Source organism: Blastococcus sp. SYSU D00820, from assembly GCF_054050695.1.
Map to the genome: position 1 here is coordinate 137,985 of NZ_JBJGZW010000007.1, position 15,201 is coordinate 153,185.

Consider the following 15,201-nt stretch of genomic DNA (forward strand, 5'->3'; position numbering starts at 1 on the left):
AGAGTGCGTGAGCCCGACCGCACCCGGGTCGGTGCCCCGACCCGCGGGGACGCCCCCGTGTCCCCTCGGTGACCTCGCCGACCTCGTCGGGGACCCCGTGCAGGGGGATCCCGCCACCGCGGTCACCGGCGTGACCCTCGCCTCCGGCGACGTGCGCCCCGGCGACCTCTACGCCGCCCTGCCCGGTGCCCGCACCCACGGCGTCCGCTTCGCCGCCGACGCCGTCGCCCGCGGCGCGGTGGCCCTGCTCACCGACCCCACCGGCCGCGACGACGCCTGCGCCACCGGCCTGCCGGTGTGCGTCGTCGACGACCCGCGGGCGGTGCTCGGCGCCGTCGCCGCGCGGGTGCACGGCGAGCCGGCCCGCCGGCTGCGGGTCATCGGCATCACCGGCACCAACGGCAAGACGACGACGAGCTACCTGGTCGAGGCGGGCCTGGCCGCCGCCGGCCTGGGCACCGGGCTGATCGGCACCGTGCAGACGCGCATCCGCGGCCGCGGCGCCGCCGAGCCCACCGTGGTGCCCAGCGTGCGCACCACCCCCGAGGCGCCGGTGCTGCACGCGCTGCTCGCGGACATGGCCGGCTCCGGGGTGGACGCCGTGGTCATGGAGGTCTCCAGTCACGCGCTGGTGCTGGGCCGGGTGGGCGGCGTGCCGTTCGCGGCCGCCGGCTTCACCAACCTCAGCCAGGACCACCTGGACTTCCACGCCGACCTGGAGCACTACTTCCGCGCCAAGGCGCTGCTGTTCGACGGCCGCGCCGCCGCGGAGGTCGTCGACGTCGACGACGCGCACGGGCGTCGGCTGGCGGAGATGCTCGCCGCGGCCGGCCGGCCGCCGGTCACCGTGGCCTCGGCCGGCTCCCCGGCGGACTGGACGGCGACCGACGTGACCACCGCCGGCGACGGCGGCTCGGCGTTCACCCTCACCGGTCCCGGCGGCCGCCGCTGGCCGGCGCGGGTGCGGCTGCCCGGCCGGTTCAACGTGGCCAACGCCGTCCTCGCCGTCGCGCTGCTCGACGCCGTCGGCGTGCCGGTCGAGGCCGCGCTGGAGGGCATCGCGGGCACCGTCGTCCCGGGGCGGATGGAGCCGGTGGACGCCGGCCAGCCCTTCGTCGCCGTCGTCGACTACGCGCACACCCCCGACGCCGTCGCCACCGCGCTGGCCGCGCTGCGCGCCGCGACGTCCGGGCGGGTGATCACCGTGCTCGGCTGCGGCGGCGACCGCGACCCCGGCAAGCGGGCGGCCATGGGCGCCGCCGCGGCCACGGGCAGCGACCTGCTCGTCGTCACCGACGACAACCCCCGTTCCGAGGACCCCGCGGCCATCCGCGCCGCGATGCTGGCCGGCGTGCCGGCCGACCGCCGCGACCGCGTGGTCGAGATCGGCGACCGGCGGGCCGCGATCGCCGAGGCGGTCGCCCGCGCCGGTGCCGGCGACACCGTGCTGGTGGCGGGCAAGGGACACGAGACCGGCCAGGAGGTGGCGGGGACGGTGACCCCGTTCGACGACCGTGCGGTGCTGCGCGAGGTGCTCAGCGGGCTGGTGGCCCGGTGATCGCCCTGACCCTCGCCGAGATCGCGGAGGCGGTCGGCGGCGCCCCGACCGGCGACGGCCGGGTGACCGGCGCGGTCACAGTCGACTCGCGCACCGTGGGGCCCGGCGACCTGTTCGTCGCGCTGCCCGGCGAGCGGGTGGACGGCGCCGACTTCGTGCCCGCGGCCGCCGCGGCCGGCGCCGCCGCCGCGCTGACCACCCGGCCGGACCCCGCGCTGCCGTGCGTCGTCGTCGACGACCCGGTGGCCGCGCTGGGCCGGCTCGCCGCGGCGGTGCACGCCCGGCTGGTGGGGGCAGGGGGACACGGCCTGCTCACCCTCGGCATCACCGGCTCGTCGGGCAAGACCTCGACCAAGGACCTCCTCGGCCAGGTGCTGGCCACCGCCGGCGCCACCGTCAGCCCGCCGGGCTCGTACAACAACGACATCGGCCTGCCGCTCACCGTGCTCTCGGCCGGCGAGGACACCCGCTACCTCGTGCTCGAGATGGGCGCCCGCGGGCCCGGGCACATCGCCCGGCTGTGCCGGGCCGCCCCGCCGCGGATCGGCGTGGTGCTCAACGTCGGCTCGGCCCACCTCGGCGAGTTCGGCTCGCCGGAGGGCACCGCCCGGGCCAAGGGCGAGCTGGTCGAGGCGCTGCCCGAGGACGGCACCGCCGTGCTGAACGCCGACGACGCCCGCGTCGCGGCGATGGCGTCGCGCACCCGCGCCCGGGTGCTGACCACCGGCCGCGGCCCCGGCGCCGACGTGCGCGCCACCGGTGTGGAGCTCGACGAGGCCGGCCGGGCCCGGTTCGAGCTGGTCGCGGTGGGGGAGAGCCACCCGGTCGCGCTGCAGGTGGTCGGCGAGCACCAGGTCGCCAACGCCCTGTCGGCCGCCGGCGCGGCGCTGGCCGCCGGCCTCGCGCCCGCCGACGTCGCCGCCGGGCTGTCGGCCGCGCAGTCGCGCAGCCGGTGGCGCATGGAGGTCACCCGCCGGGCCGACGGCGTCACCGTGGTCAACGACGCCTACAACGCCAACCCCGAGTCGATGCGGGCCGCGCTCGCGGCGCTGGCCGGGCTGGCCGGCACCCGCCGGATCGCCGTCCTCGGCGCGATGGGGGAGCTGGGCCCGGCCGCCGCGGCCGAGCACGAGCGGCTGGGCCGCGACGCGGTCGGCGCCGGGGTCGACGTCGTCGTGGCCGTGGGGCCCGATGCGGTAGGGATAGCTGTCGGGGCCCGCGCCGCGGGTGCCCGGGACGGAGAGGGAGCGGTGCACGTGCCGGACCGGGCTGCCGCCCGCGAGCTGCTGTCGGAGGTGCTGGTGCCCGGAGACGTCGTGCTGGTCAAGGCCAGCCGGTCCTACGGGCTCGAGCTGCTGGCCGCCGACCTGCTCGACGGTGGGCCGGCCGCGTGAAGTCCGTCCTCATCGCCGGCGCCTTCGGCCTGATCATCTCGATCCTCGCCACGCCGATGGCGGTCTACGCCTTCCGCCGGCGCGGCTTCGGCCAGGAGATCCGCGACGACGGCCCCGAGAGCCACCTGTCGAAGAAGGGCACGCCCACCATGGGCGGCACCGTCATCGTCGGGGCCACCGTCGGCGGGTACCTGATCGCCCACCTGTTCCTGCTCGGCCAGCCCGGCCGCGGGGTGACCGCCACCGGCCTGCTCCTGCTGTTCCTCATGGTGGGGCTGGGCACCGTCGGGTTCCTCGACGACTACCTGAAGATCCGCTACCGCCGCAGCCTCGGCCTGAACAAGACCGCCAAGCTGGTCGGCCAGCTCGTCGTCGGCGTCACCTTCGCGGTGCTGGCGATCAACTTCCCGGACGACGCCGACATGACCCCGGCCTCGACGTTCGTCTCCTACGTGCGCGACATCGCCCCGCTGGCGCTCGGGCCGATCCTGTTCGTCGTCCTCGCGTACCTGTTCATCGCCGGGTTCTCCAACGCGGTCAACCTGACCGACGGCCTCGACGGGCTGGCCGCCGGGTGCTCGGCGATGGTGTTCGGCGCCTACGTCGTCATCTCGTTCTGGCAGTTCACCCACGACTGCAGCGCCGTGCTGGTCGACGGCTGCTACCAGGTCCGCGATCCGCTGGACGTCACGCTCGTGGCGGTCGCGGCGATGGGCGCCTGCCTGGGCTTCCTGTGGTGGAACACCAGCCCGGCGAAGATCTTCATGGGCGACACCGGGTCGCTGGCCCTCGGCGGCCTGCTGTCGGGCCTGGCCATCGTCACCCGCACCGAACTGCTGCTGGTGGTGCTGGGCGGGCTGTTCGTCGCGGTCACGCTGTCGGTGGTCATCCAGGTGGCGTTCTTCCGGGCGACGCGACGGCGGGTGTTCCGCATGGCGCCGCTGCACCACCACTTCGAGCTGGCCGGCTGGACGGAGAACACCGTCATCGTCCGGTTCTGGCTGGTCACCGCCATGGCGGTGGCCTTCGGGCTGGGCCTGTTCTACGCCGACTGGCTCGCCTTCACGGGCCTGTGAGCGCCTCCCCGGGCCACCCGGCCGGCGGGACGGCGGCGCGACACGCCCCCGGGCTGCCCGGCGCGGCCGGGCCCAGCGGCGACGATGGCCGGATGGACTCCCGCGCAGGTCAGGCCGCACGCGGCCGCGCCCCCGCGGCGCGCGAGCGGACGGAGGTCCGGCGCAGCTGGGCGCCGGCCTGGCTGGACGGCCCCATGACCAGCTGCCACCTGGTGATCGGGGCCGCCGGCCTGCTGCTGGCCATCGGGCTGGTGATGGTCTTCTCCGCCTCGGCGATCGAGGCCGCCCTGGACGACGAGCCGGCCTGGGCCCCCGGGGTCAAGCAGGTCGTGTTCGCCTGCATCGGCCTGGGGGCGCTGGCCGTCGCCGTCCGGCTGCCGACCGGGCTGGTCCGCCGCTGGTCGCCGCTGGCGCTGGTCGGCGTGGCCGGCCTGCTGGTGCTCGTGCTGATCCCCGGCGTGGGGGTGCAGCTCAACGGCGCTCGGCAGTGGTTCGACCTCGGGGTCACCCACCTGCAGCCCAGCGAGATCGCCAAGCTGGTCTTCGCGCTGTGGGGCGCGCACATCCTGGCGATGCGCGAGCGCCACCTCACGGTCAAGACGCTCCTGGTGCCGCTGCTGCCGGTGTTCGCCGTGCTGTCGATCCTGCTCATCCTCGAGCCCGACTTCGGTGCCGTGGTCAGCCTGGGGCTGGTGCTCGTCGGCCTGCTGATGGCCGCCGGCGCGCCGTGGCGGGTCTGGGTCGGCTTCGCCGCCGTCGGCATCACCGGCATCGTCGGCCTGATCGCGATGGCGCCCTACCGGGCGGCCCGGATCACCGCGTTCCTCGACCCGTTCGCCGACCCCACCGACGGCGGCTTCCAGGCCATCCGCGGCTTCTACGCGCTGGCGACCGGCGGGCTGTGGGGCGTCGGCCTGGGCAACAGCGCCATGAAGTGGGACCTGCTGCCGCACGCCGAGTCCGACTACATCTTCGCGATCATCGGCGAGGAGCTCGGCTTCCTCGGCTGCCTGGTCGTGGTGACCCTGTACGCGGTGCTGGCCTACGCCGGCTTCCGCATCGCCCGCCGCTCGGCCGACCGCTTCGTCCAGCTGGCCTGCGTGGCCATCACCGTGTGGCTGGTCGGGCAGGCGGCGATGAACATGGGCTACGTGGTCGGCGTCCTCCCGGTCACCGGTGTGCAGCTCCCGCTGATCTCCGCCGGTGGCACCTCCCTGGTCCTCACCCTCTTCATCGTCGGCCTGCTGATCCGCTTCGCCCGCTCCGAGCCCGAGGCGATCGAGCACCAGCGCTCCCGCCGGCGCAGCCGGCTGTCGCGGCTGCTGCTGCCGGTGCCGGCGCACGCGGTCGACCCGGTCCGCAAGCCGCGCCGGCCCGAGCCCGAGCGCGCCGCCCGCCGCGGCCCCGACGCCCGCGGGCGCACCGTCGTCCGCGTGCCGCCGGAGCGGGACCGCCGCGAGCGGGTCCCGGCCGCCCGCGACCGGGCCGCGGCCCCGCGCGAGCGCCGCGCGGCCGACCGCGGGCGCGGCGCGGAGCCGCGCCGCCAGCCCCCGGCGCGGGCGCGCGTCTCCACCCCCGACGTGCCGCGGCGGCCGCGGTGAGCGCGCCGCTGTCCGTGGTGCTGGCCGGCGGCGGCACCGGCGGGCACATCGAGCCCATGCTGGCGCTGGCCGACGCGCTGCGCCGGCGGGCCGACCGGATCCCCGGCGGGCTGCGGATCACCTGCCTGGGCACCGCCCGCGGCATGGAGACCCGGCTGGTGCCCGCCCGCGGCTACGACCTGCGGCTGATCCCGCCGGTTCCGCTGCCGCGCAAGCCCACCCCCGACCTGCTGCGGGTGCCCGGGCGGGTGCGCCGCTCGGTGCGCGAGACCCGCGCGGTGCTCGAGGAGGTCGGCGCCGACGTCGTCGTCGGGTTCGGCGGGTACGTCGCGCTGCCGGCCTACCTCGCCGCGCGCGGGCGCGTGCCGGTCGTCGTCCACGAGCAGAACGCCCTGCCCGGCCTGGCCAACCGGGTCGGTGCCCGCATCGCCGTCCGCGTGGCGGCCACGCTGCCCGGCACCCCGCTGCGCGGCGCCGAGCACGTCGGCATGCCGCTGCGTCCGGCGATCAGCACGCTCGACCGCGCCGCGCGCCGCGCCGAGGCGCGGACCACCTTCGGCCTGGACCCCGACCGGCCGACGCTGCTGGTGTTCGGCGGCTCCCAGGGCGCCGCGTCGCTCAACCGGGCCGCCACCGGCGCCGCGGACGCCCTGACGGCGGCCGGCGTCCAGGTGCTGCACGCCCGGGGCCCGAAGAACACCGACGTCTCGGTGCCGGCGCGGCCGGCCGGCAGCGCCCCGTACGTCGTCGTCGACTACTTGGAGCGCATGGACCTCGCCTACGCCGCCGCCGACCTCGCCCTGTGCCGGTCGGGGGCGGTCACGGTGGCCGAGCTGTCGGCGGTCGGGCTGCCGGCGGTGTTCGTCCCGCTGCCGATCGGCAACGGCGAGCAGCGGCGCAACGCCCTGCCGGTGGTGGAGGCCGGCGGCGGGCTGCTGGTCGACGACGCCGCGCTGACCCCCGACTGGATCGCCGGGCACGTGGTGCCGATCCTCACCGATGCCGGCGCGCTGGCCGGGTACGCGGCCCACGCGGCCGCGGCCGGGGTGCCCGACGCCGACGAGAAGCTGGCGGACATCGTCCTGGAGGTGGCTGGACAGTGAGTGCCGCGAAGCCGACGGGCGAGCGAGCATCGCAGCGACCCGTGCAGGCGAGCGAGGAGCGGAACGAGTCCGGAGGCGAGCAGTGAGCGCCGCGGCTGTGGCGGCGTGGAACGAGCCCGTGCCGTCCCTGGCGGAGCTGGGCGCGGTGCACTTCGTCGGGATCGGCGGAGCGGGGATGAGCGGCATCGCCCGCATCCTGCTGGCGCGCGGCGTCCGGGTGTCGGGCAGCGACCGGCGGGACACCCCCACGCTGCTGGCCCTGCGCGCCCTGGGCGCCCGCGTCGGCCTGGGCCACGACCCGGCCCACCTCGGCGACGCCGACACCGTCGTGGTCTCCACCGCCATCCGGGACGACAACCCCGAGCTGGTCGCCGCCCGCGAGCGCGGGCTCCGGGTGCTCCCGCGCGCGGTCGCGCTGGCTGCGGTCATGGCCGGACGGCGCAGCGTGGCGGTCGCCGGCACGCACGGCAAGACCTCCACCACCTCGATGCTCACCGTCGCGGTGCAGGCGTGCGGGGTCGATCCGTCGTTCGCCATCGGCGGCGACCTCAACGAGTCGGGCAGCAACGCCCACGCCGGCGAGGGCGACGTCTTCGTGGCCGAGGCCGACGAGAGCGACCGGTCCTTCCTGCTCCTGGCCCCGTTCGGGGCGATCGTCACCAACGTCGAGGCCGACCACCTGGACAACTACGGCGACCTGGCCGCGGTCGAGGCCGCCTTCGACCGGTTCCTGACCACCGTCGACCCGGCCGGGTTCGTCGTCCTCTGTGCCGACGACCCGGGCTCGGCCCGGCTGCGCGGCGTCCCGACGCCGGCGCGGGTGCGCACCTACGGCACCGCCGAGGACGCCGACCTGCGGCTGGTCGACATCGAGGTCGGCCCGGAGACGACGGCGTGGACGGCGCTGCTGGACGGGCAGGTGCTGGGCCGGGTGTCCATCCGCGTGCCCGGCGAGCACATGGCGCGCAACAGCGCCGCCGCGCTGCTGGCCGGGCTGGAGCTCGGGCTGCCCGCCGACTCTCTTATCGCCGGCCTCGGCCGCTTCGGCGGCGTGCACCGGCGGTTCGAGTTCAAGGGCGCCGTGGGCGGGGTGCGGGTCTTCGACGACTACGCCCACCACCCGACCGAGGTGACCGCCCAGCTGCGGGCCGCGCGGGCGGTGGCGGGGGAGGGCCGGGTCGTGGTGGCCTTCCAGCCGCACCTCTACAGCCGCACCCGGGAGTTCGCGTCCGCCTTCGGCGAGGCCCTGGGCCTGGCCGACGAGGTCGTGGTCATGGACGTCTACGGCGCCCGGGAGGACCCCGTCCCCGGCATCACCGGCGCCATGGTCGCCGAGGCCGTGCCGCTGCCGGCCGGGCAGGTGCACTTCGAGCCCTCGTGGTCGGCCGCGGCGCCGGCGCTGGCGCAGCGCGCTCGCCCCGGTGACGTGGTCATCACCATGGGCGCGGGCAACGTCTCCATGGTCGGTCCGGAGGTGCTCGAGGCCCTGGCGGGCGCGGCGGGCGCCGAGCGGTGAGCCGGGCCGGCCTCACCACGCGCGACCGGGCCGGCTCGGCGGCCGCCCGCCGGCCCGCCACCCCGCCGCGGCCGCGCCGGCCCCGGCGGGACACCCCGGCCGACCGGCGCCGGCGGCTGCTGGTCCGGCTGGCGGTGGCGGTGACCGCGCTGGTGGCCGGGGCCTGGCTGGTGTGGGGCAGTCCGGTGCTGGGCGTGCACGAGGTGCGCGTGGACGGCGCGAGCTCGCTCACCGCGGAGGAGGTGCGCGCGGCCGCCGGCATCGCGGACGGGACGCCGCTGCTGCGGGTCGACGTCGACGCCGCCGCCGCGCGGGTGGCCCGGCTGCCCCAGGTGGCCTCGGTCGAGGTGACCCGCGGCTGGCCGCGCAGCGTCGTCGTCACCGTGGTGGAGCGGGTTCCCGTCGCGGTGGTGGAGCGGGCCGGCACCCGGTCGCTGGTGGACGCCGACGGCGTCCTGTTCGACACCGTGACCGGGCAGCCGCCGGCCGGTGTGGTGCCGCTGCGGGTGGCCGATCCGGGCCCGGAGGACACCGCCACCCGCGCGGCGCTGGGCGCGCTGGTCGCCCTGCCGCGGGACGTCCGCGAGCAGGTCGCGCAGGTCTCGGCCACCACTGCGCAGGACGTGACGCTGACCCTCGCCGACGGCACCACCGTGCTGTGGGGCAGCGCCGAGGACGCCGAGGACAAGGCCGCCGCGCTCGTGGCGCTGCTGGAGCAGATCGCCGCGGGCGCCCTCGAGCCGGCCGTCACCATCGACGTGAGCGCGCCCTCGTCGGTCGTCCTGCGCTGACCGCCCCGCCCCCGTCAGCGGCGCGGTGGGGGCGGCGCGCACATGATCAGGGTTCCTGATCGTGGGGTGTCCTCCCGGACCGCGCACGCTCGGGGAGGACCCGGTACGACCAGGGACCCTGATCGTGTGGAGGGCAGTGCGCGGGGTGCGGCGGTGGCGGCCGCTCGCGGACGGTGCCCGCACCCCTCCGCAGCGTCCGCGCGGGCGCCGGGGACCCGACACGCCGGTCCGCGCGACACGCCCGACACGACCAGCGACTTCGCCACAGCGGCCGAGCGGCGTGTTCCCCGGCTTCGACCCCGACATGAGACGCCGACCAGGCGAGTCGTCACGGTCAGTGGTGCGGATGTGACATCTGAGTCGCGGGAGTTCGGTGGGACCGGCCCTTTCCGACACGCCGGGCCGGAGGCGGTGCTTGTAGCGCCCCTCGCGCCCCACCTAACTTCGTCCGCGTCGACCCAGTTGACATAACTATAAGGCTTTACTTGAGGATGAGGGTCGAGGTCGGGAGCCCCACATGACACCTCCGCACAACTACCTCGCGGTCATCAAGGTCGTCGGCATCGGCGGCGGCGGGGTGAACGCGGTCAACCGGATGATCGAGGTCGGCCTCAAGGGGGTCGAGTTCATCGCCATCAACACCGACGCCCAGGCGCTGTTGATGAGCGACGCCGACGTCAAGCTCGACGTCGGCCGCGAGCTCACCCGCGGGCTGGGCGCCGGCGCGCAGCCGGACGTCGGCCGGCAGGCCGCCGAGGACCACCGGGAGGAGATCGAGGAGGTGCTCAAGGGCGCCGACATGGTCTTCGTGACCGCCGGCGAAGGCGGTGGCACCGGCACCGGCGGCGCCCCCGTCGTCGCCTCGATCGCCCGCAAGCTCGGCGCGCTGACCATCGGCGTGGTCACCCGCCCGTTCTCCTTCGAGGGGAAGCGGCGCGCGGTCCAGGCCGAGTCGGGCATCGAGGAGCTGCGCAACGAGTGCGACACGCTCATCGTGATCCCCAACGACCGGCTGCTGCAGCTGGGCGACCGGAACGTGAGCGTCATGGACGCCTTCCGGACCGCCGACCAGGTGCTGCTCTCCGGTGTCCAGGGGATCACCGACCTGATCACCACCCCGGGCCTGATCAACCTCGACTTCGCCGACGTCAAGTCGGTCATGTCGGGGGCGGGCTCGGCGCTCATGGGCATCGGCAGCGCGCGCGGTGACAACCGCGCCCTGCTGGCCGCCGAGCAGGCGATCGCCAGCCCGCTGCTGGAGGCGTCGATGGAGGGTGCCCACGGCGTGCTGCTGTCGATCTCCGGTGGGTCCGACCTCGGGCTGTTCGAGATCAACGAGGCCGCCTCGCTGGTCTCCGACGCCGCGCACGCCGACGCCAACATCATCTTCGGTGCGGTGATCGACGACGCCCTCGGCGACGAGGTGCGGGTGACCGTCATCGCGGCCGGCTTCGACAGCGGCCGGCCCAGCGCCCGCAAGGACGCCGGGGTCGCCTCGCTGCCGACCGCGCCGCCGGTCGCCCCGCCCGTGGCCGCCCGCCCGTCGGTGGTGCCGCAGCCGGTCGTCCAGTCCGCGCACCCGGCCCCCGCGGCCACGGGGGAGCGGCTGGTGGGCTCCGCGGCGCCGCAGGCCGCCCAGCCCGCGCAGCCTCAGGCGCCGGTCCGGCCGGTCGCCGCGGCCGGCGGGGGCATCAGCGTGCCGCCGCTGCCGCCGATCCCCGGCCCGGTGGCCGGTCGCCGGCCGCTGTCCAGCGAGGACTTCGAGGAAGAGCTCGACATCCCGGAGTTCCTGCGTCAGTAAGAGGACCCCGACGCTGCCCCCGCGCTCGGCGGGCCCTGTAGCGGGCCTGACCGCTGGTGGCGGGACGGTAGCGTCGGCTCCATGAGTGGCACCTCGGCCGCCCCCTCGGCGGTGCGACCCCGGCGGGTCGTCACCGACCGGCGGGGCGGCCGGTCCGTTCCTCCCTACGAGTCGTTCAACCTCGGCGGCCACGTCGGTGACGACCCCGCCGCCGTGGCCGCCAACCGCGAGCGGCTGGCCCGCGAGCTGCAGGTGCCGGCCGGGCAGCTGGTCTGGATGGACCAGGTGCACGGCACCGGCGTCGCCGTCGTCGACGGCCCGGTGGAGGGCCCGCTGCCGGCCACCGACGGCGTGGTGACGACGACGCCCGGCCTGGTGCTGTGCGTGCTGGTCGCCGACTGCGTGCCCGTCCTCCTGGCCGACCCCGCCGCCGGCGTGGTCGCCGCGGTGCACGCCGGGCGCGAGGGCGTGCGCCAGGGCGTCGTCCGCGAGGCCCTGGCCGCCATGGCCGGTCTCGGCAGCCGCCCCGGCGACGTCACCGCGCTCCTGGGGCCGGCCGTCTGCGGCGCCTGCTACGAGGTGCCCCGGGCGATGCAGGTGGAGGTCGCCCGGGTGGCCCCCGCGGCCGCCGTCCGCACCCGGAAGGGCACCTACGGGCTGGACCTGCGCGCCGGGCTGGCCGAGGTGCTGCGCGGCGCCGGCGTGGCGCAGGTCGTGCACGACCCGCGCTGCACCGTCGAGGACCGCTTCCTGTTCTCCCACCGCCGCGACGGGGTGACCGGCCGCCAGGCAGGGGTCACCTGGCTCGGCTGAGGTCGCCGGGGCCGGGCGCGGGATGATCGCGCCGTGACCACGCTGGCGGAGAACCTGCAGGCGGTCCGGGCCCGGATCGACGACGCCGCGCGCGCGGCCGGCCGCGATCCGGCGTCGGTGGCGCTGCTGGCGGTGAGCAAGACCTGGCCGGCCGAGGACGTCCGCGCGCTGGCCGCCCTCGGCCACCGGGACTTCGGCGAGAACCGGGCGCAGGAGATGCTGGGCAAGGCCGCCGAGCTCGCCGACGTCGACCTGCGCTGGCACTTCGTCGGCCAGCTGCAGCGCAACAAGGCGGCGGCGGTCGCCCGGCTCGGCGCGGTCGTCCACTCGGTGGACCGGGCCTCGCTCGCCGGCACGCTGGCCCGGGTGGGGGAGGAGGCCGGCCGTCCGGTCGAGGTCTTCCTCCAGGTCGACCTCGGCGGCCCCGGCGGTGAGCTGGCCGCCCGGGGCGGCGCCGACCCCGCCGACGTGCCGGGGCTCGCCGACACCGTCGCCGGCAGCGCCGGGCTGCGGCTGCTGGGCCTCATGGCCGTGGCCCCGCGCGGGGAGGACCCCGCCGCCGCCTTCGCCCGGCTGGCCGAGCTCGCCGCCCGGGTGCGCGCCGACCACCCGGAGGCCACGGAGCTGTCGGCCGGGATGAGCGGGGACCTCGAGCAGGCCGTCGCGGCCGGCGCCACGCTCGTGCGTGTCGGAACCGCGATCTTCGGCCGGCGGCCCCTACCCTCCCCGCAGGATGACGGCTCACCAGCCACGCGAGTCACACCAGTCACACGGGCCCCGGAAGCCCGAGTAGAGGGGGAGGTCTGATGGCCGGAGCCATGCGGAAGATGGGCATCTACCTCGGGCTCGTCGAGGACGACGACGCCCGCGCCTACGGCGGTCGGTACGACGCGCGCGGTGCGGACGGCTACGACCGTCCCGACGACCGCGACCGGCGCTACGGCCGGTACGTCGCCGAGGAGCACTACGACGGCCATCCGGACGACGGCCGGTACGACTACTACGACGACGACCTGCCCGCGGCCGAGCTGCCCCCGGTGGCCGACCCCGAGCCGGTCGTCCTGCGGCGCACCCCCGGCCCCCGCAACCTCGGCGTCGCCCCCGCTGCCGGCTCCACCCGTGCCGGTGGGCTGTCCGCCGTCGCCTCCAGCGGCCCGGTGGCCGCGGCCGGCCTGGCCGCCCGCGAGCCGGTGGCGGCCGTTCCCGAGCCGGCTCCCGCGCCGGCGCCGGCCCCCAAGCCCTACCGGATCACCACGCTGCACCCGCGCACCTACAACGAGGCGCGCCAGATCGGCGAGAGCTTCCGCGACGGGATGCCGGTCATCATGAACCTCACCGAGATGGACGACGCCGACGCGAAGCGACTGGTCGACTTCGCTGCAGGCCTGTCGTTCGGGCTGCGCGGTAGTATCGAGCGCGTCACGGCCAAGGTGTTCCTGCTCAGTCCGCGGGACATCGACGTGACGGCCGAGGACAAGGCGCGGATCCGCGAAGGCGGCTTCTTCAACCAGTCCTGAGCCGTCCCGGGCGGCCGTGGCGCGCGAACCCGCGCCGGGGCCGCCCGGCGCGACTGGAAGGCACCCCACCGGTGCCCTGGACGATCGAGGACCGTGGCTCTCTTCTGGCAGATCGTGTCGTCGGTGCTGCTCGTCTTCCTCGTCCTGCTCTTCGCGAGGTTCGTCGTCGACTGGGTGATGGTGCTGGCGCGCAGCTGGCGCCCGTCCGGCCTCGTGGCCGCCGGCCTGGAGGTCGTCTACTCGACCACCGACCCGCCGCTGAAGGTCGTGCGCAAGGTGATCCCGCCTCTGAACCTGGGGACCATCCGCTTGGACCTCGGGTTTATGGTGCTGTTGATCGCCGTCTACATCCTGCGCGGCATCACGAGAAGTCTCGCCCTCAGCGCATGACCGCTGCTGCCGCCGGGAGCGGCGACGCCGCGCGTCGGGGGCGGTCCGCCGCCGCTCGTCCGAGAACGCCCCTGTTCCCGCCGTCCGACCCGAGGTGAGCCCCTTGCCACTCACACCAGCCGACGTGCACAACGTCGTCTTCAAGAAGCCTCCGATCGGCAAGCGCGGCTACGACGAGGACGAGGTCGACGCCTTCCTCGACGTGGTCGAGGCCGAGCTGGCGCGGCTGATCGAGGAGAACAACGAGCTCCGCTCGAACACCGGGCGCACCGCCCGCGTCGAGGCTCCCGAGCCGCCGGCCCCGGTGCAGGCCCCGCCGCCCCCGCCGGCCGCGCCGCGCGAGGACGACAGCGCTCGCGCCTCGCGGATGCTGGCCCTGGCGACCGAGACCGCCGACCGGTACGTCAACGAGGCCAAGGCGCAGGCCGACGAGATGGTCGCCAGCGCCAAGACCAACAGCGAGCGCATGGTCAGCGAGGCGCGGGCCAAGAGCGAGCAGATGGTCAGCGAGGCCAAGATGCGCGCCGACACGATGATCAGCGACGCGCGTACCCGCGCCGACACGATGGAGCGCGAGGCCCGCGCCAAGGCCGCCGCGCTCGACCAGGACGCCGAGCGCCGCCACATGGAGGTGCTCAGCGGGCTGGAGCAGAAGCGGTCGAGCCTCGAGCGCAAGATCGAGGAGCTGCGCACCTACGAGCGCGAGTACCGCACCCGGCTGCGCTCCTACCTCGAGTCGCACCTGCGCGACCTCGACGGCCGCGGCTCGGCCGAGCCGTCCTCGAGCAGCCGGCAGAACCAGCACGCCAGCGCCTGACGCACCCGCGTCGACGGGCCCCCGGACCAGCGGTCCGGGGGCCCGTCGCGTGTCCGGGCGGTCTGCGCGCGGCACCCTGTGAGCCCAGCTACAGTCGTCCGGTGATCTTGGCGGCCGGACTGCTGGTGCTCGGGGGACTCGCGCTGTTCGTCGGCGGCCTGGCCACCGGGTCCACCACCGCGTACTGGGGCTGTGTCGCCTGCTGCGCCGTCGCGGCCGTCCTGCTGGTGGCGGCACGGCTCCGCCCGGCGGGAGGCGGGAAGCCCGCGGGAACCGAGCCCTCGGCGACCGAGCCGGCCGCGACGAAGCCCGCCGAGACCGAGCCCGCGGAGACGAAGGCCACGGCAACCGCGGCCGCGGGGACCGCCCCCGCGGCGAGCGAGCCGACGGCGAGCACGACCTCGGCGACCGAGCCGGCCCGGACCGAGCCGGCCGCGAGCGCTCCGCTCGAGCCGGTCGTCGCCGCCGAGCCCGATCCCGCGCCGAGCACCGGCCGGCACGCCCGCCACGCCGCCCCCGAGGAACCGGCCGCGGCTCCCGTGCTCGGCGCGGTCACCGCCGACGGCGGGGACCCCGGCGAGGAGGACGTCGAGGTCACCGATCTGCTGCTGGTCGTCGACCTGCGCGACGAGGTGCTCGTCGTCGACGAGCACCCGCGCTACCACCTCGCCGGGTGCCGGTGGCTGACCGGGCGGGAGACGATCCCGCTGCCGGTGGCCGAGGCGCGCACCGACGGGTTCACGCCCTGCGCGCTGTGCCGCCCCGACCGGCACCTGGCCGACGCCGCCCGCTCGCGCCGCTCCTCGGCGGGCTGAGCGGGCGGC

At 76.2% G+C, this 15,201-nt stretch carries 14 protein-coding genes; all 14 read left to right on the forward strand.

What is annotated here, in order from left to right; genetic code table 11:
• Positions 1 to 7: 7 nt before the first annotated feature.
• The 14 genes from ACI79R_RS10465 (at position 8) to ACI79R_RS10530 (ending at position 15,192) form a co-directional block, all read left to right on the forward strand.
• On the forward strand, positions 8 to 1,558 hold the full coding sequence (locus ACI79R_RS10465; protein WP_456573546.1) for a UDP-N-acetylmuramoyl-L-alanyl-D-glutamate--2,6-diaminopimelate ligase: 1,551 nt from the start codon (positions 8 to 10) through the stop codon (positions 1,556 to 1,558).
• The gene (locus ACI79R_RS10470; protein WP_456573547.1) at positions 1,555 to 2,952 is read left to right on the forward strand and encodes a UDP-N-acetylmuramoyl-tripeptide--D-alanyl-D-alanine ligase; all 1,398 of its coding nucleotides are present in this window, start codon (positions 1,555 to 1,557) and stop codon (positions 2,950 to 2,952) included. The genes ACI79R_RS10465 and ACI79R_RS10470 overlap by 4 nt, the downstream gene beginning before the upstream one ends.
• A complete protein-coding gene (gene mraY / locus ACI79R_RS10475) occupies positions 2,949 to 4,028 on the forward strand; it encodes a phospho-N-acetylmuramoyl-pentapeptide-transferase (RefSeq protein ID WP_456573548.1) in 1,080 nt (359 codons plus the stop codon). Before ACI79R_RS10470 ends, mraY begins: the two co-directional genes overlap by 4 nt.
• Before the next feature lie 92 nt (positions 4,029 to 4,120).
• Positions 4,121 to 5,629: a putative lipid II flippase FtsW gene (gene ftsW, locus ACI79R_RS10480; RefSeq protein WP_456573549.1), complete on the forward strand. Its 1,509-nt coding sequence runs from the start codon at positions 4,121 to 4,123 to the stop codon at positions 5,627 to 5,629.
• Positions 5,626 to 6,732, forward strand: a complete 1,107-nt coding sequence (gene murG, locus ACI79R_RS10485; RefSeq protein ID WP_456573550.1) for an undecaprenyldiphospho-muramoylpentapeptide beta-N-acetylglucosaminyltransferase — start codon at positions 5,626 to 5,628, stop codon at positions 6,730 to 6,732. The genes ftsW and murG overlap by 4 nt, the downstream gene beginning before the upstream one ends.
• Before the next feature lie 82 nt (positions 6,733 to 6,814).
• Positions 6,815 to 8,248: a UDP-N-acetylmuramate--L-alanine ligase gene (gene murC / locus ACI79R_RS10490; RefSeq protein WP_456573551.1), complete on the forward strand. Its 1,434-nt coding sequence runs from the start codon at positions 6,815 to 6,817 to the stop codon at positions 8,246 to 8,248.
• A complete protein-coding gene (locus ACI79R_RS10495) occupies positions 8,245 to 9,039 on the forward strand; it encodes a cell division protein FtsQ/DivIB (RefSeq protein WP_456573552.1) in 795 nt (264 codons plus the stop codon). The genes murC and ACI79R_RS10495 overlap by 4 nt, the downstream gene beginning before the upstream one ends.
• A 517-nt stretch (positions 9,040 to 9,556) precedes the next feature.
• Positions 9,557 to 10,840, forward strand: a complete 1,284-nt coding sequence (gene ftsZ / locus ACI79R_RS10500; RefSeq protein ID WP_456573553.1) for a cell division protein FtsZ — start codon at positions 9,557 to 9,559, stop codon at positions 10,838 to 10,840.
• Between the two features lie 81 nt (positions 10,841 to 10,921).
• Positions 10,922 to 11,653: a peptidoglycan editing factor PgeF gene (gene pgeF, locus ACI79R_RS10505; RefSeq protein ID WP_456573554.1), complete on the forward strand. Its 732-nt coding sequence runs from the start codon at positions 10,922 to 10,924 to the stop codon at positions 11,651 to 11,653.
• Between the two features lie 33 nt (positions 11,654 to 11,686).
• Entirely contained in the window at positions 11,687 to 12,460 is a 774-nt protein-coding gene (locus ACI79R_RS10510) for a YggS family pyridoxal phosphate-dependent enzyme (protein ID WP_456573555.1), read from the forward strand.
• Positions 12,460 to 13,170 carry a cell division protein SepF gene (locus tag ACI79R_RS10515; RefSeq protein WP_456573556.1) on the forward strand — a complete coding sequence of 237 codons (711 nt, stop codon included), beginning with the start codon at positions 12,460 to 12,462 and terminating at the stop codon, positions 13,168 to 13,170. Before ACI79R_RS10510 ends, ACI79R_RS10515 begins: the two co-directional genes overlap by 1 nt.
• A 93-nt stretch (positions 13,171 to 13,263) precedes the next feature.
• Positions 13,264 to 13,560 carry a YggT family protein gene (locus ACI79R_RS10520; RefSeq protein WP_456573557.1) on the forward strand — a complete coding sequence of 99 codons (297 nt, stop codon included), beginning with the start codon at positions 13,264 to 13,266 and terminating at the stop codon, positions 13,558 to 13,560.
• 94 nt (positions 13,561 to 13,654) lie between these two features.
• Positions 13,655 to 14,377, forward strand: coding sequence for a DivIVA domain-containing protein (locus ACI79R_RS10525; RefSeq protein ID WP_456573558.1), 723 nt, complete (start codon positions 13,655 to 13,657; stop codon positions 14,375 to 14,377).
• Between the two features lie 101 nt (positions 14,378 to 14,478).
• Entirely contained in the window at positions 14,479 to 15,192 is a 714-nt protein-coding gene (locus ACI79R_RS10530) for a hypothetical protein (RefSeq protein ID WP_456573559.1), read from the forward strand.
• Positions 15,193 to 15,201: the final 9 nt, after the last annotated feature.

Bases quoted from the DNA above. Each gene is read 5' to 3' on its own strand.
- ftsW (WP_456573549.1), top strand. From the start codon at position 4,121: ATGGACTCCCGCGCAGGTCAGGCCGCACGCGGCCGCGCCCCCGCGGCG.
- ftsZ (WP_456573553.1), top strand. From the start codon at position 9,557: ATGACACCTCCGCACAACTACCTCGCGGTCATCAAGGTCGTCGGCATC.
- pgeF (WP_456573554.1), top strand. From the start codon at position 10,922: ATGAGTGGCACCTCGGCCGCCCCCTCGGCGGTGCGACCCCGGCGGGTC.
- ACI79R_RS10515 (WP_456573556.1), top strand. From the start codon at position 12,460: ATGGCCGGAGCCATGCGGAAGATGGGCATCTACCTCGGGCTCGTCGAG.